Origin of the sequence: Arthrobacter pigmenti (assembly GCF_011927905.1) — a bacterium.
GTDB classification, from domain to species: domain Bacteria; phylum Actinomycetota; class Actinomycetes; order Actinomycetales; family Micrococcaceae; genus Arthrobacter_D; species Arthrobacter_D pigmenti.
Map to the genome: position 1 here is coordinate 1552998 of NZ_JAATJL010000001.1, position 26501 is coordinate 1579498.

General features: G+C 63.1%; 23 protein-coding genes and 1 tRNA gene. 17 read left to right on the forward strand and 7 right to left on the reverse strand.

The window, feature by feature from the left end; genetic code table 11:
* Window positions 1-10 precede the first annotated feature (10 nt).
* The gene (glgC, locus tag BJ994_RS07100) at window positions 11-1258 is read right to left on the reverse strand and encodes a glucose-1-phosphate adenylyltransferase (RefSeq protein ID WP_167992879.1); all 1248 of its coding nucleotides are present in this window, start codon (window positions 1256-1258) and stop codon (window positions 11-13) included.
* A gap of 81 nt (window positions 1259-1339) precedes the next feature.
* On the opposite strand from glgC, the gene glgA reads away from it, so the two are divergent.
* Window positions 1340-2533, forward strand: coding sequence for a glycogen synthase (gene glgA, locus BJ994_RS07105; protein ID WP_167992880.1), 1194 nt, complete (start codon window positions 1340-1342; stop codon window positions 2531-2533).
* Window positions 2534-2586: 53 nt separating this feature from the next.
* Here glgA and BJ994_RS07110 read toward each other — a convergent pair whose 3' ends face one another.
* Window positions 2587-4692 (reverse strand): acyl-CoA dehydrogenase family protein, encoded by a 2106-nt coding sequence (locus BJ994_RS07110; protein ID WP_167992881.1) that lies wholly within the window; start codon window positions 4690-4692, stop codon window positions 2587-2589.
* A complete protein-coding gene (locus BJ994_RS07115) occupies window positions 4689-5453 on the reverse strand; it encodes a TetR family transcriptional regulator (protein WP_342450314.1) in 765 nt (254 codons plus the stop codon). Before BJ994_RS07115 ends, BJ994_RS07110 begins: the two co-directional genes overlap by 4 nt.
* A 127-nt stretch (window positions 5454-5580) precedes the next feature.
* Here BJ994_RS07115 and BJ994_RS07120 point away from each other — a divergent pair, with 127 nt between their 5' ends.
* From BJ994_RS07120 to BJ994_RS07145, 6 genes are all read left to right on the forward strand, one after another.
* A complete protein-coding gene (locus BJ994_RS07120) occupies window positions 5581-6921 on the forward strand; it encodes an acetyl-CoA C-acetyltransferase (RefSeq protein WP_167992882.1) in 1341 nt (446 codons plus the stop codon).
* A gap of 2 nt (window positions 6922-6923) precedes the next feature.
* Window positions 6924-8264 (forward strand): 3-oxoacyl-ACP reductase, encoded by a 1341-nt coding sequence (locus BJ994_RS07125; protein ID WP_167992883.1) that lies wholly within the window; start codon window positions 6924-6926, stop codon window positions 8262-8264.
* Window positions 8264-9163, forward strand: a complete 900-nt coding sequence (locus BJ994_RS07130) for a MaoC family dehydratase (RefSeq protein ID WP_167995908.1) — start codon at window positions 8264-8266, stop codon at window positions 9161-9163. Before BJ994_RS07125 ends, BJ994_RS07130 begins: the two co-directional genes overlap by 1 nt.
* A gap of 169 nt (window positions 9164-9332) precedes the next feature.
* Window positions 9333-10301, forward strand: coding sequence for a trypsin-like serine peptidase (locus tag BJ994_RS07135; protein WP_167992884.1), 969 nt, complete (start codon window positions 9333-9335; stop codon window positions 10299-10301).
* Between the two features lie 96 nt (window positions 10302-10397).
* Window positions 10398-11621 carry a kynureninase gene (locus BJ994_RS07140; RefSeq protein WP_167992887.1) on the forward strand — a complete coding sequence of 408 codons (1224 nt, stop codon included), beginning with the start codon at window positions 10398-10400 and terminating at the stop codon, window positions 11619-11621.
* 97 nt (window positions 11622-11718) lie between these two features.
* A tRNA-Leu gene (locus BJ994_RS07145) sits at window positions 11719-11802 on the forward strand.
* A gap of 114 nt (window positions 11803-11916) precedes the next feature.
* On the opposite strand, the gene BJ994_RS07150 is transcribed toward BJ994_RS07145, so the two are convergent.
* Window positions 11917-12519, reverse strand: a complete 603-nt coding sequence (locus tag BJ994_RS07150) for a DUF6318 family protein (protein WP_167992889.1) — start codon at window positions 12517-12519, stop codon at window positions 11917-11919.
* 184 nt (window positions 12520-12703) lie between these two features.
* Between BJ994_RS07150 and BJ994_RS07155 the strand changes: the two genes are divergently transcribed.
* Window positions 12704-14005: a M20/M25/M40 family metallo-hydrolase gene (locus BJ994_RS07155; protein WP_167992891.1), complete on the forward strand. Its 1302-nt coding sequence runs from the start codon at window positions 12704-12706 to the stop codon at window positions 14003-14005.
* On the forward strand, window positions 14005-15150 hold the full coding sequence (locus tag BJ994_RS07160; RefSeq protein ID WP_167992893.1) for an acyl-CoA dehydrogenase family protein: 1146 nt from the start codon (window positions 14005-14007) through the stop codon (window positions 15148-15150). Before BJ994_RS07155 ends, BJ994_RS07160 begins: the two co-directional genes overlap by 1 nt.
* A gap of 36 nt (window positions 15151-15186) precedes the next feature.
* Here the strand turns inward: BJ994_RS07160 and BJ994_RS07165 are convergent, their stop codons facing one another.
* The gene (locus BJ994_RS07165) at window positions 15187-15420 is read right to left on the reverse strand and encodes a DUF5703 family protein (RefSeq protein WP_167992895.1); all 234 of its coding nucleotides are present in this window, start codon (window positions 15418-15420) and stop codon (window positions 15187-15189) included.
* A gap of 41 nt (window positions 15421-15461) precedes the next feature.
* Between BJ994_RS07165 and BJ994_RS07170 the strand changes: the two genes are divergently transcribed.
* Window positions 15462-15710: a hypothetical protein gene (locus BJ994_RS07170; RefSeq protein WP_167992897.1), complete on the forward strand. Its 249-nt coding sequence runs from the start codon at window positions 15462-15464 to the stop codon at window positions 15708-15710.
* 1 nt (window position 15711) lies between these two features.
* On the opposite strand, the gene BJ994_RS07175 is transcribed toward BJ994_RS07170, so the two are convergent.
* Window positions 15712-16647, reverse strand: a complete 936-nt coding sequence (locus BJ994_RS07175; protein WP_167992899.1) for an aldo/keto reductase — start codon at window positions 16645-16647, stop codon at window positions 15712-15714.
* 130 nt (window positions 16648-16777) lie between these two features.
* On the opposite strand from BJ994_RS07175, the gene BJ994_RS07180 reads away from it, so the two are divergent.
* Both BJ994_RS07180 and mshC read left to right on the forward strand, forming a co-directional pair.
* The gene (locus BJ994_RS07180) at window positions 16778-17602 is read left to right on the forward strand and encodes an undecaprenyl-diphosphate phosphatase (protein ID WP_167992901.1); all 825 of its coding nucleotides are present in this window, start codon (window positions 16778-16780) and stop codon (window positions 17600-17602) included.
* 57 nt (window positions 17603-17659) lie between these two features.
* Window positions 17660-18943, forward strand: a complete 1284-nt coding sequence (gene mshC, locus BJ994_RS07185; RefSeq protein WP_167992903.1) for a cysteine--1-D-myo-inosityl 2-amino-2-deoxy-alpha-D-glucopyranoside ligase — start codon at window positions 17660-17662, stop codon at window positions 18941-18943.
* Here mshC and BJ994_RS07190 read toward each other — a convergent pair.
* Window positions 18940-19782: a proteasome assembly chaperone family protein gene (locus BJ994_RS07190; protein WP_167995909.1), complete on the reverse strand. Its 843-nt coding sequence runs from the start codon at window positions 19780-19782 to the stop codon at window positions 18940-18942. The genes mshC and BJ994_RS07190 overlap by 4 nt on opposite strands.
* A 147-nt stretch (window positions 19783-19929) precedes the next feature.
* On the opposite strand from BJ994_RS07190, the gene BJ994_RS07195 reads away from it, so the two are divergent.
* The 5 genes from BJ994_RS07195 to dop all read left to right on the forward strand — a co-directional run bounded on the left by BJ994_RS07195 (window position 19930) and on the right by dop (window position 26500).
* The gene (locus BJ994_RS07195; protein WP_167992905.1) at window positions 19930-20700 is read left to right on the forward strand and encodes an HAD family hydrolase; all 771 of its coding nucleotides are present in this window, start codon (window positions 19930-19932) and stop codon (window positions 20698-20700) included.
* On the forward strand, window positions 20697-21842 hold the full coding sequence (locus BJ994_RS07200; RefSeq protein WP_167992907.1) for a site-2 protease family protein: 1146 nt from the start codon (window positions 20697-20699) through the stop codon (window positions 21840-21842). Before BJ994_RS07195 ends, BJ994_RS07200 begins: the two co-directional genes overlap by 4 nt.
* A 66-nt stretch (window positions 21843-21908) precedes the next feature.
* A complete protein-coding gene (locus BJ994_RS07205) occupies window positions 21909-22979 on the forward strand; it encodes a tRNA (adenine-N1)-methyltransferase (protein WP_167992909.1) in 1071 nt (356 codons plus the stop codon).
* Window positions 22980-23078: 99 nt separating this feature from the next.
* Complete coding sequence (gene arc / locus BJ994_RS07210) at window positions 23079-24851, forward strand: proteasome ATPase (protein WP_167992911.1); 1773 nt, start codon at window positions 23079-23081, stop codon at window positions 24849-24851.
* Between the two features lie 65 nt (window positions 24852-24916).
* A complete protein-coding gene (gene dop, locus BJ994_RS07215) occupies window positions 24917-26500 on the forward strand; it encodes a depupylase/deamidase Dop (protein ID WP_167995910.1) in 1584 nt (527 codons plus the stop codon).
* Window position 26501: the final 1 nt, after the last annotated feature.

Sequence of the window (26501 nt, forward strand, 5' to 3'; positions counted from 1 at the left end):
GCGCCGGGTTTCAGGGCTCAACCTCCTGGCCTTTGCTGAGGATAGTCAGCCCTGAATCCGTCACGGTAAAGCCACGGCTCAGGTCGAGTTCCCGGTCCACGCCGATCTTCGCACCCGGCGGAACGTGGACATTCTTGTCAATGATCGCCTTCCGAATCACTGCACCCGAGCCGACGCTCACGCTGTCGAGGAGGACAGATCCGCTCACGTCGGCGCCTTCATCCACGAAGACATCCGTGGCAAGGATTGAACTCTGGACCGACCCACCCGAGATCACCACCCCGTTGGAGACCACCGAATCGTGGGCGACTCCTGAAACCCCGGATGCGCTGCGCACGAACTTCGCGGGCGGCGAGATGCTCTGCCGCGTGTAGATGGGCCACTGGAGGTTGTAGAGGTTGAATAGCGGCAGCGGGGTGATGAGGTCCATGTTGGCGTCGTAATAAGAGTCGAGGGTGCCGACATCGCGCCAGTACTGGCTGTCCCGTTCGGTGGAGCCGGGAATCTCATTGGTGGTGAAGTCGTAGACAGCGGCATCGCCGCGCTCCACGAAGTAGGGGATGATGTCGCCGCCCATGTCGTGCTTGGTGTTCAGCCGCGCGGCGTCCGCCTCCAGAGCTTGCAGCAGTGCATCGGTGTTGAACACGTAGTTCCCCATGGATGCAAGGAAACTGTGCGGGTCATCCGGCAGGCCGGGTGTTGACTGGGGCTTCTCCACAAACGCCGAGATCCGGCCGGGGTCCGCGGGGTCCACCTCGATCACCCCGAACTGGTCCGCGAGGTGGAGCGGCTGCCGGACAGCCGCGACGCTCACCGACGCGCCCGAGTCGACGTGCGCCTGCACCATTTGCTCGAAATCCATGCGGTACACGTGGTCGGCACCGATGACGACCACGATGTCCGGACGTGCGTCATGGATGAGGTTCAGGGACTGGTAGATTGCATTCGCGCTGCCGAGGAACCAGCTCTTGCCGCGGCGCTGCTGGGCTGGAACGGAGGCAATGTACTGCTGCAGCTGGGTGGACATGCGCCAGGTCTCGGAGATGTGCCGGTCCAGGCTGTGGGATTTGTATTGGGTGAGGACGACGATCTGCAGATAGCCGGAGTTGACCACGTTCGATAACGCGAAGTCGATCAGCCGGTAGCTGCCCGCAAAAGGGACCGCGGGCTTCGCACGATCCGCTGTGAGCGGCATCAACCGCTTGCCCTCACCGCCTGCCAGAACAACCGCGAGCACCTTCTTGACAGCCACGGACAACCCCTCCCTGCACTTTCGACCGAGTGTTACGTCCTGCAACTCACACTAGAGGACCGGCAACCGCTGCACTACGTTGGGAAGGTGCGAGTAGACATTGTGACAAAAGAATTCCCGCCGGAGATTTATGGGGGCGCGGGCGTCCATGTAGCGGAGCTGAGCCGGGTGCTCGCAAACCGCATTGACCTCATGGTCCACTGCTTCGGGGGTGAACGGCCGGAAGAGTTCCACGGCGCCACAGTCCGGAACTATGGGGTGCCGGCCGAGCTGACGGAGGCGAACGCCGCTGTCCAGACCCTCGGCACCGATCTGTCGATGCTGAGTGGGATTTCCGGTTCCGACGTTGTGCACTCGCACACGTGGTACGCCAATATGGCGGGCCACCTCGCCTCATTACTGCACGGGATTCCCCATGTCCTCAGCGCCCACAGCCTGGAGCCGCTGCGGCCGTGGAAGGCCGAGCAGCTAGGCGGTGGCTACGCGCTTTCCTCCTGGGTTGAGAAGACCGCCTATGAGGCTGCCGCCGCCGTTATCGCTGTGTCCGCCGGCATGCGCGAGGACATCCTGCGCTGCTATCCGGCGGTGGACCCCTCGCGGGTCCATGTGGTGCATAACGGTGTGGACACCGTCGCCTGGAGTCCGGACGCGGACGACGACGCCGTGCGCGCGCTTGGGATCGATCCGGCTCGGCCCAGCGTGGTCTTCGTCGGAAGAAACACCCGGCAGAAGGGCGTGCCGTACCTGTTGCGGGCGGCGGCCAAGCTGCCCGGTGACGTTCAACTGGTGCTTTGTTTGGGTGCCGCGGATACCCCGGAACTCGCTGCCGAGACGTCGCGCCTGATCGACGACCTGACAGCAGAGCGCGGCTCAGTGATCCTCATCGAGCGGATGCTCCCGCGGCGGGAGCTGATCCAGGTACTCAGCCATGCGACGGTCTTCGCCTGTCCGTCGATCTACGAACCGCTGGGTATCGTCAACCTTGAGGCGATGGCCTGCGGCGCGGCGGTGGTCGCCAGCGCGACGGGGGGCATACCGGAGGTGGTCGACGACGGCGTTACGGGCACGCTCGTTCCACTTGAGCAGGTGCAGGACGGAACCGGAACCCCGTTGGATCCCGACTCGTTCGTTAGTGACTTCGCGGATGCGCTCAACGCCCTACTGGCCGACCCGGCACGTGCCCGCACCATGGGCGAACTGGGGCGTAAGCGGGCCGAGCAGCACTTCTCCTGGGATACTATCGCCGACTTGACACTCGGCATCTACCGCTCGGTGCTCTGAACTTCACCGAGCCGGTGAAGTTCAGAGCACCGAGCGGTGACTGCCGGGCGCTCCTAGGCCCGCTGCGACCGTTTGTCCGCTTCCGCTTTCCGCAGGATGACGGTTTTCTCATCGACCGGTGCGTGCCCGCTGGCCCGCATCGCACGTGCGTTCTCGCGCGCCTCGTCCTGGCGCTTCTGCTCCGCCCCTGTTGCGATTGCGGCCCGCAGGTGCTCCGGACCGTAGCCGAATGCGTTCACAAGGTCTACCGCGTGCGGACGGATCTTGAGCAACAGACGGTTGATGTAAGGACCGAGTGTGCGTGCACGCTGGGCCGAAAGCCGACCGTTCATGAGGTACCAGGAGAGATTTTCCTCGATCAGGCAGAGCCCGAACAAGTCCCTGAGCCAAGTGAGGACCTGCCGCGTGCCGGCATCCAACGTGTTCGCGAGTGCGGCCGTGAACGCTTCCCACTGAAGCAGTTCTGCATGGGCGCGGGCGGCCTGGATCAGCTCCTGCTGGTGCTGGTTGAAGACGGCGGCTGCATCCGCGGGCGGCAGGCGGCGCGCCCCGCGCAGCGCCCCGGCAAGCTCCCCGACCATGGAATCCACGCGTCCGCACAACAGCTCGTGCTGTGTCCGCTCGTCCCGCAACGCGATGGCCGATTTCCGCTCCGAACCTGTGTCGACAACGGATTGAAGCACCTGGCGCAGACCGGTTCGGTGCAGGGTCCGCTCCGCTGCCTGGGTGACGACGAACCGGGCGAGCACGCCGAAATCAACCCCCTGGAATTCCTTGGCGTAGTCGGCGAGCAGTCGCTTTGCCACCAGTTGCAGCAGAACGTTGTTGTCACCTTCGAATGTGGTGTAGACATCGAGGTCCGCCCGCAGGGAGGTGAACCTGTTCTCTGTCAGGAAGCCCGCACCGCCGCAGGCCTCGCGACACTCCTGCAGGGTGTCGAGCGCGAGCCACGTTGAGAGCGGCTTCAGCGCTGCGGCGAGGGTTTCGAGGTCCTGTCGGTCCTCGTCCGTGTCGTGCTCGCCGGAGAAGACGCCGTCGAACTTCTCCAGCAGTTCCTCGTGTGCGAAGGAAGCCGCATACGTTGCCGCGAGACGCGGCAGGAGGCGCCGCTGGTGCAGCTGATAGTCCAGAAGGACTTCCTCCGAGAGCTCTGAGGCGGTGGTGAACTGGCGACGTTCGACGGAGTACTGGATGGCGGTCTTGAGCGCCAGCTTGCTGGCGGCCACCGCAGCTCCGTCGAGGGAAACCCTGCCCTGTACAAGGGTCCCGAGCATGGTGAAGAAGCGACGCCCAGGGGAGTCGATGGGGGACGTGTAGGTGCCGTCCGTCGCAACGTTGCCGTAGCGGTTGAGGAGGTTGGTCCTGGGCACGCGCACCTGTGTGAAGTGCAGCCGGCCGTTGTCGATGCCGTTGAGTCCTCCCTTCAGCCCGTCATCCTCGCCACCTATGCCGTTCAGAAAATTGCCCAACTCGTCACGAAGCTCCACGTAGAAGGCATGCACGCCGTGATTAACGCCCCGGGTAATCAGCTGTGCGAAGACGACGGCGGCACGCCCGTCCTGGGCGGCATTGCCGATGTAGTCCTTCCATGCGGCGCGGAAGGGCGTGTGCAAGACGAATTCGTCTGCATCGGGATCGAAGGTCGCAGTGGTCGCGATACTTGCGACGTCGGACCCGTGTCCGGTTTCCGTCATTGCGAAGCAGCCAGGGATGTCCATGTTCATGATGCCGGGCAGCCACGCGCGATGGTGTTCCTCGCTGCCAAGATGCAGGACAGCGGCACCGAAAAGGCCCCACTGGACACCTGCCTTGATCTGAAGTGAGGGATCGGCGACCACCAACTCCTCGAACCCGGCGATGTTCCCGCCGTGGTCATCGGAGCCACCGAGTTCCTCCGGAAATGCCCTGTGAACAGCCTTACTTTTGACGAGGTGGTGAAGCTGTTCGAGGCAACGGGCACGATGTTCAGAAGAGGAGAGCCCTTCGATCTTGTGTACTGCCGGGTCGCCCGCGAGCGCGCGGGCTGTCCGCCGCGAGGCGGCCCAGCGCCCCAGCAGTTGCTCCCCAAGGGCCGCCACATCCACGACAGCGGCGTCGTTGTCCTGAATTGCGACTGTTGCGGGTACTGAAAGCTCAGGGCGGGTTGCGGTTTGGGTCATGATTGGTCCTTTGAATGTTGAGCTGCGCCTGGGGCAAGCGCATGGGAAGCGTGGGGGATGGACGTTGCGATGCCATCTAGCAGCCAGCCGGTGAGCGCGTCCGCGAGATCAGCCTCGGTTGGCCGGTGTTCACCATGAGGGGTGGATAGCCATTGCTCACCCGCGGCACGCACCATGCCGATTGCCGCGCGCGGCCAGAGCGTCAGTGTCCGTGTCTTCGCGCTGCCCGGCGGGCTGTGACGGAGATACTCCTCCAATGGCCGGGCAAGCATGGTGGAGACCGCGTCGAAGAAGCTGCTGAGGGTTGCGGATCCCTCCAAGGAGGGGGCGACGCCCTCCTGATTTGGCTGGGTGACAAACACGTAGACATTCGGTGAGGTCCCTGCCATCTGCAGATAGGCCGAAACCATGGCATGCAGCCCTTCACGCGGGGTGGTTGCTTTACGGGCGGCGTCGAACAGTTGCTCCTGCATCTGCCTTACGACTACCTCGCCCATTGCTCGCTGCAGGCCGGCTTTGTCGCCGAAATAACGGTAGAAGACGGATTTGGACGTGTCCGCAGCGGAAGCGATGTCTTCCATGGAAGCGCCCGGGCCGATCCTGTGCACGGCTTTGCGGGCTGTCTTGATCAGGGCGTGCCGCCGGTTCTCGCGATGCTTCTCCCATCGGCTGGAGCGTCCGTCCGCCGACTTCTCCGGCGCAGGGTTGCCACCGGCGTTCGGCGACGCGTCCCGGTTGCGGGCAATGAGTGGGCGATTCACGATACCCAGCGTATCAGGTACGCTGGGTATCAAACACTTGTGACCGCGCGGTTGTTCTGCCGTGGTCAGCCGGGCATCCTCAGTGGACGTCCAGTAGATATGTCCGTGTGCCAATCAAGGAGCGTTCATGAATACCGACGAAGCACAGCAGAATCCCGCAGCGGGAACCAGCCAACCATCGGGAGCCAAGGCGCGTCCCGCCGTCGTTATCGGAGGGAACCGTATCCCTTTCGCGCGCTCCGGCGGGCCCTACGCCTACGCGCCCAACCAGGAGATGCTGACGGCAGCCTTGAACGGACTGGTGGCCCGGTTCGGACTTCAGGGGCAGCGGGTAGGTGAGGTCGCGGCCGGAGCCGTTCTGAAGCACTCCCGCGATTTCAACCTGACGCGCGAGTCGGTCCTCGGTTCCGCGCTGGCTCCCGACACACCGGCCTATGACCTGCAGCAGGCGTGTGCCACGGGCCTTGAGACGGTTGTCGGGCTGTCGAACAAGATCAAGCTCGGACAGATCGACTCGGGGATCGCCGGGGGCGTGGATTCCGCCTCTGATGCACCGATAGCCGTGAGCGAGGGCCTGCGGCGGGTACTCCTTGACCTGTCCCGTGCGCGCAGTACGCCACAAAAGCTCGCCGCGCTAAGGAATTTGCGGCCTGCCCACCTCAAACCGAACGCACCCGGAACGGCAGAACCCCGCACCGGCCTCTCGATGGGGGAGCATCAAGCGATAACGACGGCGCGCTGGAACATCGACCGGCGCGCACAGGACGAGATCGCGTTGGCGAGCCACACGAACATGGCTGCTGCTTACGACCGCGGTTTCTTCGACGACCTGGTGACGCCCTTCCGCGGCGTAGTGCGGGATGGCAACCTCCGTGCAGACACCTCACTGGAGAAACTCGGGTCCCTGAAACCTGTCTTCGGGCGCAGCCTCACGGCCGAGGCAACCATGACAGCCGGTAACTCCACGCCGTTGACGGACGGCGCCGCTGTGGTTCTGCTCGGCTCAGAGGAGTACGCCCGTCAATACAGTCTTCCGATGCTCGCGAACGTAGTCGACGCTGAGGCTGCAGCAGTCGACTTCGTCCACGGTAAGGAGGGCCTGCTGATGGCTCCGGTTTATGCCATGCCGCGCCTGCTCGCGCGTAACAACATGACGTTCGCCGATTTCGACTTCTTCGAGATCCATGAGGCGTTCGCCAGTACCGTGCTGACTTCACTGGCTGCCTGGGAGGACGAGGACTTCTGCCGGAACCAGCTCGGGCTGCAGGGAGCGCTGGGAACCGTGGACCGGAGCAAGCTGAACGTTAACGGATCCTCCCTGGCGGCCGGCCATCCGTTCGCCGCCACCGGTGCGCGGATTGTCGCCTCCCTTGCCAAGTCGCTCTCGGAGAAGGGCTCGGGCCGTGGGCTTATCTCAGTCTGTGCCGCCGGCGGGCAGGGTGTGGTTGCCATCCTGGAGGCACGATAACCGTGACGGACACCTACCTCAACCTCGTCAACTCCGGGCCATTGAAGAAGGTTGCCAAGGCGATCGGCCTGCCTCGCCCTGTACCTTTGCGCCGATACGAGCCGGGCGCTCCGATGGTTCCGGGCCCGGTACTCGTTCTGGGCGCTTCAGCCGGCGCCGACGGGCTCGCATCAACGCTCCTTGCATGGAACCTGGATGTGCGGCGGCACCTGCGGCCGAAGGAAAAGGCCGGCGCCGTCGTCGTCGTTCTCGATGACATAGCGAGCCCCGGCGATTTGTCCGCCACGTTCCTGGAGCTCGGTGGCGTCCTGCGGCAGCTGTTGCCGGGCGGACGGGTGATTACTGTCTCCCGCACCGCCGAAGCGCAGGTCGAACCCGCCGTCACGGCAGCACGGCAAGGCATCGCAGGCGCGCTGCGCAGCGTGGCGAAGGAGCTCCGCGGCGGTGCGACAGCAAACGGGGTTGTCCTGGGGGAGACCGTTGACGTGGACGCGGTGAGCGTCCGCGCCGCGTTGCGCTTCCTGCTCTCGGGTCGTAGCGCTTATGTGAACGGCCAGTTCATCAGCGTGAGAACCAGTGGCGGTTCCGAGCCGCAGAGCTGGGATACACCCCTTGCCGGCCGTACGGCGGTGGTCACCGGAGCTGCGCGTGGAATCGGCGCGGAGATCGTCAGGGTACTGGCGAGGGATGGCGCGCGCGTGATCGCCGTTGATGTTCCGGCTGCGGGAGAGCAACTGACGCGGGTTGTGAACGGCGTCGGCGGCACCGCCCTGCACGCTGACGTCACCGCTCCCGATGCTGGCGAGCTCATCCTGAACCATGCGGCTACCCGATACGGCAGCCTGGATATCGTCGTGCACAACGCTGGGATCACCCGGGACAAACTGCTCGCAAATATGGATGCGGGCCGCTGGAACTCGGTGCTGGCAGTGAACCTTGAGTCGCAGTTGCGCATCAATGAAGCGCTTCTCGCTTCCCCGGACTTCAGTGCCGATGGACGGATTGTCAGCCTCGCCTCTACCAGCGGTATTGCCGGGAACAGGGGGCAGACCAACTACGCGGCGTCGAAGGCGGGAGTGATCGGGATGGTCCGTTCGACCGCGGCTGCGCTGCAGGACTCGGGACGGACGATCAACGCGGTTGCGCCCGGGTTCATCGAGACGGAGATGACAGCCAGGATGCCGTTCGCCACCAGGGAGGTGGCCAGGCGACTGAGCAGCCTCCAGCAGGGTGGGCTGCCGGTTGATGTTGCTGAGACTGTCGCCTTCCTTGCAACGGGTGCCGCCGCCGGAATCAGCGGGCAGACGTTAAGGGTCTGTGGTCAGAATCTGGTGGGTGCGTGATGGAGACCCGGCTTGAAAGCGTTCCGACCCTCAGTGCTCTCTACGGGAAGGCGCTCACCCACGCGATCGGGGCGCGAATGCCCGGTGGCAAAAGGCAGCAGACGCTGCCTGCGGCCCGACATCGGGTCGAACCGGTGTCAGCGCGCCCCGAACACGTGCGGGCCTTCCAGGCCCTGATGGGGCAGCCGGCGGGGGAGTTCATGCCGTCGGGCTACCAACATGTACTCGCGTTTCCCGTCGCGATGAGCGTTCTCGCCAGGGATGACTTCCCATTGCCGTTGCTCGGCATGATCCATCTTCGCAACGACGTTGAGGACTTCAGCCCGGTGAAAGTCAGCGAGGAACTCTCGGTAACCGCGTGGGTGGAAAACCTGAAGCGTCACCGGAGCGGCACCACGGTCGACGCGGTCGTCGAGCTCGAAAACAGCACCGGGCTGGCCTGGCGAGGCCGGTCGACGTATCTGGCCAAGGGAACCTACCTACCGGACTCAACGGAGCAGGCGCCTGCTTCGGACGCGGCATCGGACGGCGTCCTGCCGGACTACCCGACCACTGTGTGGACTCTTGGACCGGATGCGGGCCGCCGCTATGCGGCCATCTCCGGTGACTACAATCCGATCCATCTCAGCGGCCCGTCTGCACGGCTGCTCGGGATGAGGAAACCCATTGCCCACGGGATGTACCTGGCTTCGCGGATGGTTGCCGAAGCCGGTCCCCGCGAGTGGACACCAATGCGTTGGACGGTCGACTTCCACTCGCCCGTTCCGCTTCCTTCGAAGGTTTTTCTCGCCCTCGATGTCGATCGCCCGGGAAGTGAGTGGGAGGGGGCCAATGTCACGGCGTGGGATCCCCGCCGTCGTCGTACGCATTTCACTGGGCGGATGGAGAGTCTGGGGTGAGCGCGGCGGAGATAATTGCATGACCGTTCTGGAAAGTCCATAGCGCGTTTCCGGTTTCGGGTTATTTTGAGCCAGATGTTGTTTTCAAATTGTGATCTTTGTCTCGAAGAGGGCAGACTCCAGGGGTCAGTTACCGCTGACGCTTCATACGATCGAAATGAGGAATTTCGTGAATTCACGAGGTTTGAAGGCAACCGTGCTGGCAGCATCGACGCTGGTCGCAACGGCTCTCATGTCCGGTGGTGCTGCCAACGCAGCCCCGCAGGCACCGCTGGAGGCACAGGGCGCCACGGTTACCCACGTCCAGGTCGAAACGCAGGAATCCCTTGAGGCTTACTGGACGCCCGAACGGATGAAGAACGCCAAGCCGGGCAACACCATCAACTCGCAGGGATGGGCTGAGCAGGGTCGCTCGGTCATGCCCAAGGCCGGTGCAGGCACGCTCAAGGCGACACCCGAGAAGAAGGCAGCACCAAGCAAGCGGGCAGGGAGCCCTGCTCCGGTCTCACACATCGGGAAGGTGTTCTTCACCCTCGGCGGCCAGAACTACGTGTGCTCAGCCAATTCAGTCCAGAGCGCCAACCAGAGCACAGTTGCCACGGCCGGCCACTGCACGTATGACATCAACGCGGGCTGGGCCAGCAAGTTCGTCTTCGTACCGGCCTACAACAACGGAGACGCGCCATACGGGATGTGGTCTGCCACATCGCTCCATTCCACCAGCGAGTGGATCTCACGCAACGACATCAGCTATGACGGTGCCTTCGCCGTTGTCGGGCCGCAGGACGGCAAGACCCTGGCAGCAGCCGTCGGCGCATCGAAGATCGGTTTCAACCTCGCACGCGGGCTCTCCTACACCGCTTACGGCTACCCGGCCGCCAGCCCCTTCAACGGCGAGACGCTGAAGAGCTGCGCCGGCCGTGCCTCAGCTGACCGATTCGGCGGCACGCAGTCGCAGGGGATCCCTTGCGACATGACCGGTGGTTCCTCCGGCGGCCCGTGGTTCGTGGGCTCCGGTTCGGGCGGTACCCAGAACTCCGTGAACAGCTTCGGCTACAACATCCAGAAGAACGTGATGTACGGACCGTACTTCGGATCGTCGATCCAGACGGCCTACACCACCGCTTCGAACCGGTAACTTCATCGCAGGAAGCCAGGAGCCGCCTCCCGAACAGCAGCGGGAGGGGGCTCCTTTGGTACGCCCGGTTTCATGAGCGCGACCTAGACTGAAGCCATGCATTCCGACTCACGGCTCACGCTCGCCCGGTCCCTGGACGCACAGGATCCGCTCGCGCGGTATCGCCGGCTTTTTCAAGGGCACGACGACGGCGGGATCCCTGCCTACCTCGACGGTAACTCCCTTGGGCGGCCGTTGACGGCAACCGCGGACCGCCTGGCGGACTTCGTTCGGAGCCAGTGGGGCGGGCGCCTTATCCGCGGCTGGGATGAGGGCTGGTTGGAACTCCCGGCACGGCTCGGCGACCAGATAGGTCGCGTGGCGCTCGGTGCCGCGGCAGGCCAGTGCGTCGTCGCAGACTCCACCAGCGTCATGTTGTACAAGGTGGTCCGAGCAGCCCTCGCGGCCCGCCCTGGCCGAACTGAAATTGTGATCGACCGGGACAATTTCCCCACGGACCGCTTCATCGTCGAGGGGATAGCGGCCGACCGCGGATTGAACGTGCGCTGGGTGGAAGCAGAGCACGACGCCGGTCCCACCTCTGCCGGTGTGGCTGCGGCACTAAGCCCGGATACCGCCGTCGCCGTACTGAGCCATGTCGCCTATCGGTCGGCACATATAGCGGACATGGAAGGCATTACCCGTGCCATCCACGAGGCTGGAGCGCTGGTTGTGTGGGACCTGAGCCATTCCGTGGGATCGGTTCCCGTGGAGCTGGATGCGTGGGATGTCGATTTCGCGGTGGGTTGCAGCTACAAGTACCTCAATGGCGGTCCAGGTGCTCCCGCGTGGGCGTATGTGGCGCACCGTCACCTTGGCGACCTACAGCAGCCGATCCATGGCTGGCTTGGAAGCGCCGACCCGTTCGGCATGGGAACCGCGTACGAGCCGGCAGAGGGGATCCGTCGCCTGGTTTCCGGAACTCCGCCGATCCTCGGCATGGTGGCCATGCAGGACATGCTGGACCTCCTGGAAGAGGTGGGCATGACTAGAGTCCGGGAAAAATCGTTGCAGTTGACGGCGTTCGCCGTCGAGAGCGTGGAGGAACTGATGGGTGCCCATGGCGTGCGGATCGCGTCGCCCCTGGACCCAGAGCAGCGCGGTAGCCACATCACGATCGACCACCCGGCGTTCAAGACAATGCTGCCTGAACTATGGAACGACGGGGTCATTCCCGACTTCCGAAACCCCGATGGCCTCCGCCTCGGTCTTTCGCCCCTGTCGACGTCGTTCGAGGAGACGTACACGGGCATCCGCGCAATCGCAGATCTGCTGCGATGAGCGTCCCCGATTAAGTTCTTGAGGCGCTCTCGTGTTAGAGTTTTTCTCGCTGCTTTCGAGCGTTTCCCAAGGAAATTTCGCTTCGAAAACACCACCTGCGCGGGTGGCGGAATGGCAGACGCGCTAGCTTGAGGTGCTAGTCCTCTTATTGAGGGTGGGGGTTCAAGTCCCCCTCCGCGCACAACGAAAAACCCCGGGTTTCCCGGGGTTTTTTTGTGTCTTTCCACTGCTCCGCGCCCTAAACAAAGAGCGCCTGCCCTCGAGGAGGGCAGGCGCTCGTCATTGGAGCAGAGGGCTACTCGGTGGCCGGTAGCTCCGCGTCCGGTGTTTCTTCCAGGTAGGTGGCCTTCCACGCACCGTCCGAGTAGACAACGGTGGCTGAGTACATTGAACCGGCTGGGTCAAACGGGCGTGTTTCCTGCACTTCGCCCGCCTCGTTGAAGGACGTGTAGGCATCAGGATTGACAGGAATAAGCGCGTCAACTTCCGTGCCCTCGGCAACCTCTTCGGCAGGGGTGGTGATGACGATCTGCTTCACCTTGGGCTGACCGCCGAGAATCCAGCCGCCGTCGTCGTAAATAGCTTTGATGGCTTCAGCATCCGCAGCAGCCGCCTCAGCGCCGTCGAGTGAGGCCAGAAGGGGCTCGATGTCTCCGGTTTGCTGCGCGTAGGACTTCAATTCGAAAGCGTGGTGCAGGAAAGCCTTCGCGCCTGCGGCCGTGGGCTCGCTCATGAGGTCATTAGTGGACGGCGCTGCGATGTTCTGCGCGGGCGCGGTGGAGCTTGCAGGGGTGGGCGCCGTGTTCGACGTCGAGTCGGACGATTCGGTTGACCCGCCACACCCGGTAAGGGCAGCAATGGCGACGGCGGCAACAGCCGCAAGCTTGGTGATCTTCATGTTCTCCCCAGCGAAGTTGGATGCTCGGCGCCTGGATGGCGCTGACAGCTTCAAGATTAGCCATGGCCTGGGGCAACAATGGTCGAAAACCAGCGCGCTGTGCGCGAGATCACACGGCCGCGCGGACTGCGCCATTCGGGGTAGGTACGCTGGGAGGACAGCCACTACCTATGGAGGTTCCGAGATGGGCATCGCCCCCGAAGATGAAGTAGTCCGCATCTGCCGAGACCTTATCCGAATCGACACCTCGAACTTCGGGAACAACGAGGGCCCCGGCGAACGGGAAGCTGCCGAATACACCGCCGGTCTGATCGAGGAGGTGGGCCTGGACGCGCAACTGTTCGAGTCTGCTCCTGGACGCGCCTCAGTGCTCACACGCATGGAGGGTACCGATCCCAGCTTGCCCGCACTGGTAGTCCACGGCCATCTCGACGTCGTTCCAGCCCAGAAAGAGGATTGGAGCGTCGATCCCTTCAGCGCGGAGGAGAAGGACGGGCTGATCTGGGGGAGGGGAGCGGTGGATATGAAGGACATGGACGCCATGATCCTTTCCGTCCTGCGCTCGATGCAGCGCGACGGCACCCGCCCCAAACGGGACCTTATCTTCGCTTTCTTCGCAGACGAGGAGGCGGGAGGTAATTACGGCGCTTCCTGGCTGGTCGACAACAAACCCGAACTGTTCGACGGTGCAACCGAGGCCATCTCCGAGGTCGGCGGATTCTCCGCGAACATCGGCGGTCAGCGAACCTATTTGCTGCAGACAGCCGAAAAGGGAATCTCCTGGCTGCGCCTCGTGGCGCATGGGCGTGCAGGGCATGGATCCCAAATCAATACCGACAATGCGGTAACCAGGCTGGCGCGGGCGGTTGCGCGTGTCGGTGAACACCCATGGCCAATCGAGCTGACGCCGACCACCCGGCAGTTCCTCGATGGTGTTACCGAACTGACCGGCGTCGAATTCGACGCCGAGAACCCCGAACGTCTCCTGAAGGAACTCGGCACCGTTGCGCGATTCGTCGGGGCAACGCTGCAGAACACCTCCAACCCGACAATGCTGAAGAGCGGGTACAAGCACAACGTCATCCCGGGAACTGCCGAAGCCCTGATCGACGTTCGCACGCTTCCCGGCCAGGAGGAGCACGTGCTGGCAACCATCAAGGAACTCGCCGGCGAGGGAGTCGATGTCACGTACGAGCACAAGGACGTTTCGCTGGAGGTGCCCTTCGCGGGCAACCTCGTTGATTCGATGGTCGACGCGCTGCTGGCCGAGGATCCGGAAGCGAAGGTTCTCCCGTATACGCTTTCGGGCGGTACGGACAACAAATCCCTGAGCCGGTTGGGGATCACCGGTTACGGGTTCGCGCCGCTCAGGCTCCCGGACGAGCTGGACTTCACCGGCATGTTCCACGGCGTTGATGAGCGGGTGCCCACTGACTCACTGCGTTTCGGCTCACGGGTACTCCACCGTCTGCTTCGCACCAGCTGATGACCGCCCTCCCCGAGGACATCCTGCCCGACGGACTTCTCGAGCGGTTCCGGGGGCGGGCGGCAGATTATGACGCCCGGAACGTGTTCTGCCAGGAAGATTTCGACGAGCTGGTGGACCGCGGTTACCTGCGCCTGTTCTGTGACAAGGACGACGACGGCGCGGCGCTGGGGATGGCGGGGGCCGTCGCCTGCCAGCGGCGCCTGGCCGCGGCGGCCCCGGCGACGGCGCTGGCTGTCAACATGCACCTTGTCTGGACGGCGGTCGCAAGGCTGCTCCGGCAGGGCGGGGATCCGTCCCTGGATTTCATCCTGCGCGAGGCCGCTGCCGGCGAAGTATTCGCGTTCGGCCTTTCGGAGCCGGGAAATGACTCCGTGCTGTTCGATTCCAGGACGCTGGCCCAGCAACGCGATGACGGCGCGTATGAGTTCACCGGTACGAAGATCTTCACGAGCCTTTCGCCCGTCTGGACCCGCCTCGGCGTGTTCGGAAAGTCCATTGGTTCGGAAGATGAAGAGCTGGTACACGGCTTCATCACTCGCGGCACCCCAGGCGTGGAGATCCTCGAGGACTGGGACACGCTCGGCATGCGCGCCACGCAATCCCATACCACGCGGCTGAACGCCGTCGTCGTACCTGCAGAGCAGATTTTCCGGCACCTGCCCGTAGGTCCCAACCGCGATCCGCTCATCTTCGCGATCTTCGCTGCCTTCGAAACACTAATCAGTGCCGTGTACACGGGCATAGCGGACAGGGCGTTGGAGCTGGCTGTCTCTGCTGTGGAGGATCGAAATCCCGGCATGGACGGCACCCCAATGGTTGATCGCCCGGAAATCAGGGCTGCGGTGGCGGATGCAGCGATCGACTGGGAAGCACTCGATGCCCATCTTCGCCTGCTCGCGCAAGACATCGACAACCAGATGGAACACAACGGGCGCTGGTTCGCGAAGCTGGTCGCGCTCAAGCTTCACGCGACTGGTTCCGCGCAGGACCTCGTCGAGGGGGCGCGCACACTGGCAGGAGGTCAGGGTTATTCCCGCGGCAGCGAACTCAGTCGATTGGCGCGCGATGTGGCGGCAGGGCGCTACCACCCTTCGTCCCGGGAATCTGCCCGGCGCACCGTGGCAAGTGCGTGGCTCGACTGAAACCCGCCGTAGGCATCCCGGGACTGGGCAGCGAGTTCAGGCTGTGCGCTGTACCCGCAGGACTTTGCGCCTGAGCCAGAAACGTCTGTGCCCGCCGGTGTAAATGCAGCTGCGCTCGAGTTCCCACTTGCCGTATTCGGCGTGTTCGGTCAGAAGCTGGCGCGCGGCAGACAGCGGTTCGCCCGCGTTGACCGTGACCACCAGATACTCATACTGGCGCCCGTAATCGCGCTTCCGGATGGCGGTCGAGTTCAGAAATTGTTCGCGCATTTCCCTCCAATTTGCTTCACTTTACCGATAACGTCTAGAGCATGAGCATCGATCCGCGTGTCGCATTGCAATCGCTCGTGTCCGCCCTCGAAGAACATCTCGCTGCCGCTGCATCCAGGCGCGGAGACGACGATCCGGCGGTCGAAGCCGCTTACCTATCTATCGCTGACGCGTTCGAATCCTATGAGGAATCGCTGTACGAAGCCCATGGTGAAGTCACTCCTCTCGTCATCTATGAGGACGACGACGAGGAAGAGGAAGACGAGCAAGTACCGCGCGCCGCGAGGTGACTCAGCGCGGAGCCGAAACCTCGTCCAGAACGTCTGAAATCTGTGCGGGCAGCGCAGCGAGAGAAGATCCGAGCAGCTCCTTGAGTTGCTGGCCCGTTCGCGCTCCCAGCAGGACCGCCGCAACCGTCGGACGATGCGCCAGCCATCGAAGCGCAACCTCATGCGCAGTGAGCTCCAGTCCACGCGCAGCCGTGCACACTGCGTCGGTGATGCGCGGGGCCCGTCCGCTCAGGTAGGTCTCGACGTAGGGTGCCCAGGTATCGGATGCTGCCCGCGAATCAGAGGGGAGTTGCGATCGGTACTTGCCGGTCAGGGCCCCACGCCCGAGCGGCGCCCAGGCAAAGGTACCGACGCCAAGGGCCGACGACGCCGGCAGCACTTCCGCTTCAACGCGCCGGTTCAACAGGGAGTACTCAGTCTCGTGCACCGTCACCGGAAACCCGGCCGTGGCACACAGCCGCGCGATTTCCCAGCCTGCATGATTGGTCAGCCCGACATACCGCGCACGCCCGGAGCGGTAGGCGCTTTCGAGGGCTGAAAGGGTCTCTTCGACCGGTACGTCGGCGCCTCCCGAAGGGGCCATCCAGAAGTCGACACTGTCAGTTCCCAGCCGCGACAGTGAGGCGTCCAGTGAATCGAGCAGACCTTTTCGCGATGCGTCGCTCTGTCCGTTTGCCCAGCGTCGTGGTGTTCCTCCGAGTACGGCCAGCACTACTTCTGATCGCGCCACGACGTCTCCGAGCAGCGAACCGAGGATTGCTTCCGACCGGCCGTCTGAGTACCGCGCGGCGGTACTCAGTAGTGTGCCGCCTGCCTCGGCGAATACCCTGAGCTGTTCTCGGGCGCTTTCCTCATCCGCGTCTATTCCCCAGGTCATCGTTCCGAGACCAAGCACGGATACCGGCTGTCCGCTACTGCCCACATTTCGCGACTGCATACGCCTAAGCCTACTGGCCGAGGGTCCCGCGCCGAGCGTCAGCGAGGGGTGGGAGGCCGGTGGGCGCTACTGGCCGAGGGTCCCGCGCCGAGCGTCAGCGGACCCTTCCACGTGACGTAGGGTCTTATCTGTGAATTGGATTGAAGCGGCCGTCCTGGGCCTTGTTCAGGGCCTTACCGAGTTCCTGCCAATCTCATCGAGTGCGCATCTGCGCATTGTCGGGGAGCTGATGCCCGGGGCACAGGATCCGGGTGCGGCGTTCACTGCGATCACCCAATTGGGTACTGAAACCGCCGTCGTCGTTTTCTTCTGGCGGGACATCATGAGAATCATCCGCGCATGGTTCGGCTCCCTGACCGGATCCGTGCCGCGTAACAACCCTGACGCCCGGATGGGCTGGCTTGTCATTCTCGGCAGTGTCCCGATCGTGATCCTCGGGCTGCTCTTCCAGGACCAGATCGAGAGCACCTTCAGGAGTATGTGGTTGGTCGCGACCATGCTCGTGGTCTTCGGTGTCTTTCTCGCGATCGCCGATGCCTACGGCCGGCAGCAGCTGACTCTGGACCGGCTGACGTACCGGCACGGCATTTTCTACGGTCTAGCCCAGGCGCTGGCGCTGGTCCCCGGCGTGTCGCGGTCCGGGGGGACCATTACGGCAGGCCTGCTCATGGGCTATACCAGGGAAGCCGCTGCTCGATATTCCTTCCTTTTGGCGATTCCGGCTGTCTTCGGCAGCGGGCTGTATCAGCTCTACAAGAGCGCCGGTACGCCCGGACCCTACGGTGCCGGTGAGACCCTGCTGGCGACGGTGATCGCATTTGCGGTGGGTTACGTCATCATCGGTTGGTTCCTCAAGTTCGTTTCCACCCGCAGCTATGGAGTCTTTGTGTGGTATCGGATCGGTCTGGGGCTGGTTCTCTTTCTTCTGCTGGGGTTCAACGTCATCAGTGCGTGATATGTCCCACCCTCATTGGGACACGATCACTGATCTGCCAGCCCGTAAGGTAGAACCGTGATTTCTTGGAACTCCCGCTCCGTACCCAATCTGCCCGGCTCTTCAGCCGCCATTTGCCTGTGGGACAGCGCGAAGGAGACGCTGGTCGAGCTTCCCCATGATCCGCAGCAGGGCCTCTACGTGTGCGGCATAACACCGTATGACGCCACGCATATGGGCCATGCGGCCACGTATGTCGCTTTCGACCTGTTGAACCGGTTATGGCGGGATGCCGGCGCCGAGGTCAACTACGTGCAGAATGTCACGGACATTGACGACCCCCTGCTGGAGCGTGCCGCGGCCACCGGCGTCGAGTGGACCGAACTGGCGCAATCGCAGACTGACCTGTTCCGCACGGACATGGAGGCCCTGAACGTGTTGGCCCCTGCGCACTACGTTGGCGCCGTCGAATCAATAGGTTCAATCGTCCCAGTGATCGAATCCCTCCTGGCAGCGAATCTCGCCTACCGCGTTCCAGGCTCCGACTCCGAGCCCGACGGCGATATCTACTTCTCCGTTGATGGCGCGGCCGCGAGAACCAGCGAGTCGTCAGAGGCGGAGTGGAGGCCGGGGTTCATTTCACACCTGACCACGGATCAGATGCTTCCGCTCTTCCGAGAGCGTGGTGGTGATCCCGATCGGCCCGGCAAGCGAAACCCGCTGGATCCACTCCTGTGGCGGATGGCCAGGGAATCAGAGCCGTCCTGGGAAGCTGCATCCCTCGGTAGGGGGAGGCCGGGGTGGCATATTGAGTGTTCAGTCATCGCGCTGCAGTTCCTCAAGACGCCGTTCGCCGTACAGGGCGGGGGAGCAGACCTCATGTTTCCCCACCACGAGATGAGTTCAGGTCACGCCCAGGCCATCTCGGGGCGGCCTCTTGCAGGGCATTACGCGCACGCGGGAATGGTCGGCCTCGACGGCGAGAAGATGAGCAAGTCGAAGGGCAACCTCGTTCTGGTTTCGGCGCTCCGCCAGGCAGGTACCGATCCCGCTGCCATCCGTCTTGCCATCCTTGCCAACCACTACCGTTCCGACTGGTCCTGGACCGCCGAGGGCCTCCGCGCCGCCGGAGCGCGTCTCGATGCGTGGCGTGCTGCTTTAGGCACAGCAACAGTAGGGTCAGTCGAGGACCTGCTGGGAAGTATCAGGGGCGCACTGGCGAACGACCTTGATGCACCCGGCGCGCTGCTTGCGGTGGATAAATGGTGCACCCTGACCGCGCATCAAAAAGGAACCGACGACGGCGCCCGGTTGGCAGCAGCGGCGTTCGACGCCCTGTTGGGGGTCAGGCTGAAGGACTAATCCTTCCGCCGCTTCTTCAGATAGCGTTCAAACTCCCTGGCTATCGACTCCCCACTCGCTTCAGGCAGGTCCGCGGTGTCCTTGGCCTCTTCGAGCTGGCGAACGTACGCCGCTACCTCGGGGTCTTCAGTGGACAATTCATCCACGCCTCGCTCCCAAGCCTCCGACTCTTCGGCAAGGACATGGGTATCAAGACTGACATGCAGAAGTTCCTCAAGCCGGTTCAGGAGCGCCAGCTGGGCTTTGGGCGAAGGTGACTGACCGACATAGTGAGGCACGGCAGCCCACATCGAAAGGGTGGGAATGTCTGCCAACTGTCCCACTTCGGCCAGGACACCGACGATGCCGATGGGCCCCTCATAAGTGGATGACTCGACGTTGAGTGTGGTGCGCACCTGATCGTCATCTGTTGAGACTGTCACGGGGATAGGACGGGTGTGCGGCACATCTGCCAACAGCGCTCCCACCAGCACAAGGCAATCCACTTCGAGTTCTTTTGCCATGCCCACGAGCTCCGCCGTATAGGCGCGCCATTTGTAGGATGGCTCAACGCCGTGAACGAGGATGATGTCAAGGTTACTTTGAGATACCGATGCCCGGCTGATCCTTGTGGTGGGCCACTCGATACGACGTTGGCCCGAGCTGTTGCGCTTGATGGCGGGACGGGTGAACTGGAAGTCGTAGAATTCGTCGGCGTCGATGGTGGAGATTTTCTCGCCGTTCCAATGCTTGCCGAGAAACTTCAATGCATCGCTCGCAGCCTCACCGGCGTCATTCCACCCCTCGAATGCGGCGAGCATCACAGTGACCCGGCGCTCACCACCGTTCTCGGCGAACATACCGCGTATGCCCGCGGGCTGGGCGTCATCAAAGGTACTCACCGTTTCACCCTAAACCTCTGCCCATAGCCCTGTCAGGCGATACGGGACGGCTTCGCGGAGAGCGGACCCGCCGAATGCAGACAAGAGGGCACGTAGACTTGAGGTATGGTCACCCCTCCCGGCAATACAACTGCGCCCTCAAACAGTGCTGGCGGGACGGTCGGACGAGGGCCAGCGTTGGAGTATCTACAGGCTGTCCTATGGGACATGGACGGAACAATCGTTGACACTGAGCCGTACTGGATCGAGGCGGAGCACGAACTGGTTAACGCCCACGGCGGTTCCTGGTCCGATGAGGAGGCTACCGGCCTGGTCGGCCAATCGCTCACATTCTCCGCCGGTGTGCTGCAAGCTGCCGGGGTAAGCCTGAGCGTGCGTGAGATCATCGACCATCTCATCGGGCGGGTGACCGAGCGGGTGCGCGTATCAGTGCCATGGCGGCCGGGAGCCCGGGAATTGCTTCTTGCCCTTCGTGAGAACGGCATACCGTGCGCAATGGTCACCATGTCCGAACAGCTTCTCGCGCAAGAAGTTGCACGCCAGCTCCCCGTTGGTACGTTCGAATTACTCGTGACAGGGGACATGGTTACCCGCGGCAAACCGGATCCCGAGGCGTACCAACTCGCGTTCGACGGTCTGGGGAACTCACGGTCGCTGGATAAATCGCGTGTTGTCGCGATCGAAGATTCAATCCCTGGAATCGCCTCCGCAAGAGCCGCGGGTCTTGTTGCGCTCGGCGTTCCGCACATGGTCGCCCTGCCGACAGATTCGGCGGACCATGAGTGGGCGACGTTGGCTGGGCGAACCGTTGGTGATCTTGAGGATCTCGTCCAGTCTTCGTCACCGGCGGTATCGTCGAGAGGACGCAAAGCATGAGTCGGCCCGCCCAGCACGGAGCTGCCCGACGCGAAGGCATCCCGCTCGGTCGGCTCTGGGACATCCCCGTAGTCCTCGCCTGGTCCTGGTTCATCATCGCTGCGTTTGTCGTCATCGTGTTCGGCCCGCAGGTGGCAGAGCTATATCCGGGTATCGGCTTGGGCGCGTATGGGGTGGCACTGGCATATGCGGTACTGCTGGCGGCCTCGGTCCTGGTCCATGAACTCGCGCATGCACTCTCGGCGCGGGTCTTCGGCTGGCCAACCACACGGATCGTCCTGAACCTCTGGGGCGGGCATACCCAGTTCGAGAATTTCGCGGCCAGCCCCGGACGGTCGCTCATCGTGGCGCTAGCCGGGCCCGCCGCCAACTTCGTGATCGCGTTGATCGGTTGGGTGGCTCTGCTCCTCATAGAGCCCTCCGGAGTAGCGAATCTCCTCGCGAACATTCTCGTCTGGGCGAACTTCCTCGTGGCGCTCTTCAACGTGCTACCAGGGCTACCGCTCGACGGCGGCCGGATCGTCGAGTCGGCCGTCTGGCAAGCAACGGGTAGTCAGGAGAAGGGCACGGTCGCAGCAGGCTGGACCGGGCGTGTGATCGCCGTCGGGTTGATCGTGGTCGTCGTTCTTGTACCGCTGATCCGCGGTGCTCAACCCAGCGCCACCACCGTGCTGGTAGCCGTCGTCATGGGCGGTTTTCTTTGGCTCGGCGCGAGCTCAGCCATCACTAATGCCCGGATGCGTCTACGCCTGCCTGAAGTAAGCGCCGGCAGACTGAAGCATCCCGCGGTCGGCATGCTCGCCGGTAGCTCCGTGCAGCAGGTCCGTCGGGTGCTTGGTGACCGCCCGGGAGTCGCGGTGGTCCTGACAAGTCCGGCGGGTCTGCCGGAAGCAGTCGTGGATTCAGGTGCGCTGATGGCGGTTCCTGAATCGCAGGCCGCAGCGACACCTGCCAATGCCGTTGCCCGAGCGCTCGCGCCGGGAGCCTACGTACCCGAAATCGCTGAGGGCCAGGAACTCGTTCAGTACCTTGCGCGCCTGGCCGGGAGCGAATACGCCGTTACGGACCGGCAGGGGACAGTCACAGGTTTGCTGCAGCAGGCCGTTGTCATAGCTGCAATCACCGGTCGCTCGCACCTCTAGCGGCATTTCTTCAACAGAAGCATCGGACGGCAAACAACTGTCCGAAGGAACCCCGGAGGATTCTTCATGAACACAAGTCACCCCGACACCGAGACCGGGCAGCAGCCTCACGGTGCCGCTGCCCGCCGTGGACCGTTTCGGCCCGGTGAACGGGTGCAGCTCACGGACGAGAAAGGGCGAATGAACACCATCACCCTTACACCCGGCGGCGCTTTCCATACCCATAAGGGTTTCCTTAACCACGACCAGCTGATCGGTGCATCCGAGGGCACCATCGTCACTAATACCACCGGGGCTCCATACCAGGCGCTGCGACCGCTGCTCTCGGACTTCGTGTTGTCGATGCCCCGCGGAGCTGCGGTTGTTTACCCGAAGGACGCCGGCCAGATAGTCACCATGGCCGACATCTATCCCGGTTCCCGTGTTGTCGAAGCCGGTGTAGGGTCAGGCGCACTCTCTATCTCATTGCTCCGGGCCGTGGGTGACAACGGGTACCTGCACTCCTTCGAGCGCCGCGAGGAGTTCGCAGATATTGCGAAAGGCAATGTTGAAACCATATTCGGCGGCAAGCACCCCGCCTGGAAAATAACGCTTGGGGATTTCCAGGAACAGGTCCTCGAACAGGAGGCGCCCGGCAGTGTGGACAGGGTTGTGCTGGACATGCTCGCGCCCTGGGAATGCCTCGAATCCGTAGCAACGGTTCTCGCTCCCGGCGGTGTGTGGATCAACTATGTTGCCACCGTGACACAGCTCTCCCGGACGGCCGAGGCAATCCGCGCAGACGGCCGGTTTACAGAGCCTGAGGCTTGGGAATCGATGGTTCGTGGCTGGCATCTGGAAGGACTCGCGGTACGCCCGGATCACCGGATGGTCGCCCATACCGGCTTCCTGCTGACTACGCGCCGCCTGGCACACGGCGTTACGGGAATCAGCACCAAGCGACGGCCGTCCAAGACAGGGTTCAGCGAGGAGGACCTCAACGCATGGACGCCGCGGGCGGTTGGGGAACGAGCAGTTTCCGACAAGCGGCTCCGCCGCGTTGCCCGGGACGCAAGTTCAACTGTTCAACGCGGGGCACTCCCCGCGGACGAAGCACAGACTCGCAGGGAAGCTGAGCAGAACGGCTCACCCGGCTGAGCGCCTCGGCCAAGATGACGAAGTGGTCACTTTCGCCGTAATCCGATCCCCTCTGCGCTATGGTCAAAGAGCAAGCATCAGACAACGGTGAAGGTGGCGATGACGTTGGATACAGCAGATAACGGCTCCGGAACCGGGCAACCTGCGCCGGATCCGGCCCGCGCGAATACGGACAGCCAGCTCGCGGTCGCCCAACGCCAGCTCAACGTCCTCCGCGACAAGCTGCGGCATATCGACCGGCAGCTCGCCTCCGCCACCTCAAACAATGCCAAGTTGGTCTCGGCGCTTGAAAACGCGCGGACCGAAATCATCCGGTTGAAAGCGGCGCTTGAGAAAGAGGGCGCCACGCCCTTCAGCTTCGCAACAATCATCCAGGTGAACGCCAGAGGATCGGCGGTGCCAGGCAGCGGGGCCCAAGCGGCACTCCAGGACAGCGCCGACATCTTTCAGTCCGGCCGCAAACTCCGGGTTTCCGTCAGTCCGCTCGTCAACGTCGAACAATTGATGCCCGGTCAGGAAGTGCTGCTGAATGAATCGCTGACCATCGTTGCGGCCCTCTCATTCGAACGCACGGGTGAACTCGTCACAATCAAGGAGTTGCTCGGTAAGGACCGCGTACTGGTGATCGGCCGGGCCGATGAGGAACGCGTTGTCCGGTTGAGCGGACCGCTCCAGTTGGAGCGGATCAGGGTCGGTGATGCCCTGTCGGTTGACAACCGGACCGGCTACGCGCTCGAGAAGATCGCGCGGAGCGAAGTGGAAAACCTGGTGCTTGAGGAAGTGCCGGACATTGCCTATGAAGACATCGGAGGGTTGGGTCCGCAGATCGAGCAGATCCGCGATGCCGTGGAGCTTCCGTTCCTGCACCCGGACCTGTACCGGGAACATGGTCTCAAAGCCCCGAAGGGCATTCTTCTCTACGGCCCGCCCGGGTGCGGCAAAACCCTGATCGCGAAGGCCGTGGCCAATTCACTAGCTGCGCGGGCCATAGAGCGTACCGGATCCGAGGAGACGCGTAGCTACTTCCTAAACATCAAGGGGCCCGAACTGCTCGACAAGTATGTCGGGGAGACGGAGCGGCATATCCGACTCATCTTTGCGAGGGCACGTGAGAAGGCATCGGACGGCTCGCCTGTGGTTGTTTTCTTCGATGAGATGGATTCGCTGTTCCGCACCCGGGGAACCGGTGTGTCCTCCGATGTCGAGACCACCATTGTTCCGCAGCTGCTCAGTGAGATCGACGGTGTCGAGAAGCTGGAGAACGTGATTGTCATCGGAGCTTCCAACCGCGAGGACATGATCGATCCTGCGATACTGCGGCCGGGGAGGCTGGACGTCAAGATCAAGATTCACCGTCCCGATGCGGAGGGCGCCGCGGAGATTTTTGCGAAGTACATCACCGATGACCTGCCGCTGCATCGCGATGACCTGGCTGAATACGGTGGCAGCGTTCCGGCGACCATCCAGGCGATGGTTGATCGCACTGTGGAGAAGATGTACTCCACGGAGAAGTCCAATGAGTACCTCGAAGTCACCTATGCCAATGGCGACACGGAGATGCTGTATTTCAAGGATTTCAACTCGGGAGCAGTCATCCAGAACGTGGTGGACCGCGCGAAGAAAAATGCCATCAAGGATCTGCTGCTCGATGGACAGAAGGGCCTGCGCATCGAGCATCTGCTGCAGGCCGTCGTGGATGAATTCCGTGAGCACGAAGATCTTCCCAACACCACGAACCCCGATGACTGGGCACGGATCTCAGGCAAGAAGGGTGAGAGGATCACGTACATCCGCACGATTGTGCAGGGTAAGGCGGGCCAGGAGCCAGGGAAGACCATCGAGACTACGGCCAATACAGGACAATATCTTTGACAGAGAATTCACACGCGCCAAGTCCCGCCAGGCGCGACGGGACGCCATTGACGGTGCACCGGGTCATGGGCACGGAGACCGAATACGGCATCATCGCCCCTGGAGTGGCAGACGCCAATGCAACGGTACTTTCCACCCAGGTGGTCAATGCGTACGCAGCAACCTTGCGCGAAGGGCTGGGGAACCTCACCGGAACGCGCTGGGACTACACCGATGAAGCACCGCTGTCCGATGCCCGTGGCTGGCAGATGGGGCGATTGGCCGCGGACCCCAGCCAGCTGACTGATGAAGCGCCGGTGTTGTCTGCTGAGCAGATCGCCCTCGTGGACCAGGGGCTGAGCGATCCCTCCGAAGACGCCACAGTCCTGATGAACCTTGTTCTCGGCAACGGGGCGCGGCTCTACGTCGACCACGCGCACCCCGAGTACTCCTCTCCGGAGGTGACCAGCCCGCTGGATGCCGTGCGCTGGGACCGGGCGGGCGACGTCGTCGTGCAGCGGGCGATGCAGCGTATCGCCTCCACCCCGGGGTTCTCGCCCGTCAACCTGTACAAAAACAACACGGATAGCAAGAGCGTGTCCTATGGTTCCCACGAGAACTACCTGGTGCCCCGCGCGGTTCCCTTCAACAGGATCGCTGCTGCGCTGATTCCGTTCTTCGTTTCCCGGCAAGTGATCTGTGGTGCAGGCAGGGTGGGCATCGGCGCGCTTAACCAGCAGCCGGGTTTCCAACTCAGCCAACGGGCCGACTTCTTTGAGAACGAGGTGGGCCTGGAGACCACCGTCCGGCGTCCCATCATTAATACCCGCGATGAGCCGCATGCCGTGGCGGAGAAGTATCGCCGGTTGCACGTCATCATCGGCGACGCGAATCTCAGTGAGGTATCGAACTACCTCAAGCTTGGAACCACGTCACTGGTGCTTTCACTCATTGAGCAGGAACTTGTGCCGGTCCCGGAAGTAGCCGATCCGGTACGCGAACTGCAGGCAGTGAGCCATGATCCGTCCCTGCGCCATCTGATCCGTTTGACGGACGGGCGCCAGGTCACCGCTGTCGACCTGCAGGCGATCTACTTCGAGGCAGCGAGCAAGGCAGTGGCTACGCAGGGTTCAACGGACCCGCAGACAGCGGATATTCTTCAACGCTGGGGGACGTTGCTGGACGTCCTGCGCGGCGACCCAATGGATGGCGCACGGCAGGTGGACTGGATCGCCAAGCTGAAAGTCTTGCAGGCCTACCGGGACCGCGACGCGTTGGATTGGAAAGATCCACGACTCGCGCTGGTGGACCTCCAGTACGCGGATCTTCGCCCCGGGAAGGGCATCTACTACCGGCTGGCGGCCAGGGGTGCGATGGAGCGGCTCATCACCGACGACGACGTCGTCCGCGCTGTCAGCGAGCCCCCTCGCGACACGCGGGCGTACTTCCGAGGTCACTGCATCTCGCGCTTCCCCAAGGAGGTGGTTGGGGCGAGCTGGGATTCGATTATATTCGAGCTGCCGTCCCAGCGGCGGCTCCAGCGAATCCAGACCCGTGAGCCCCTGCGTGGTACAGCCGAACTGACGGAGGAACTGTTCGCGGGTTCGCGGACGGCTGAGGAATTTGTCTCCCGGCTGCAGGGCGGTCCGGAACCCAGCATGGCACCATAGA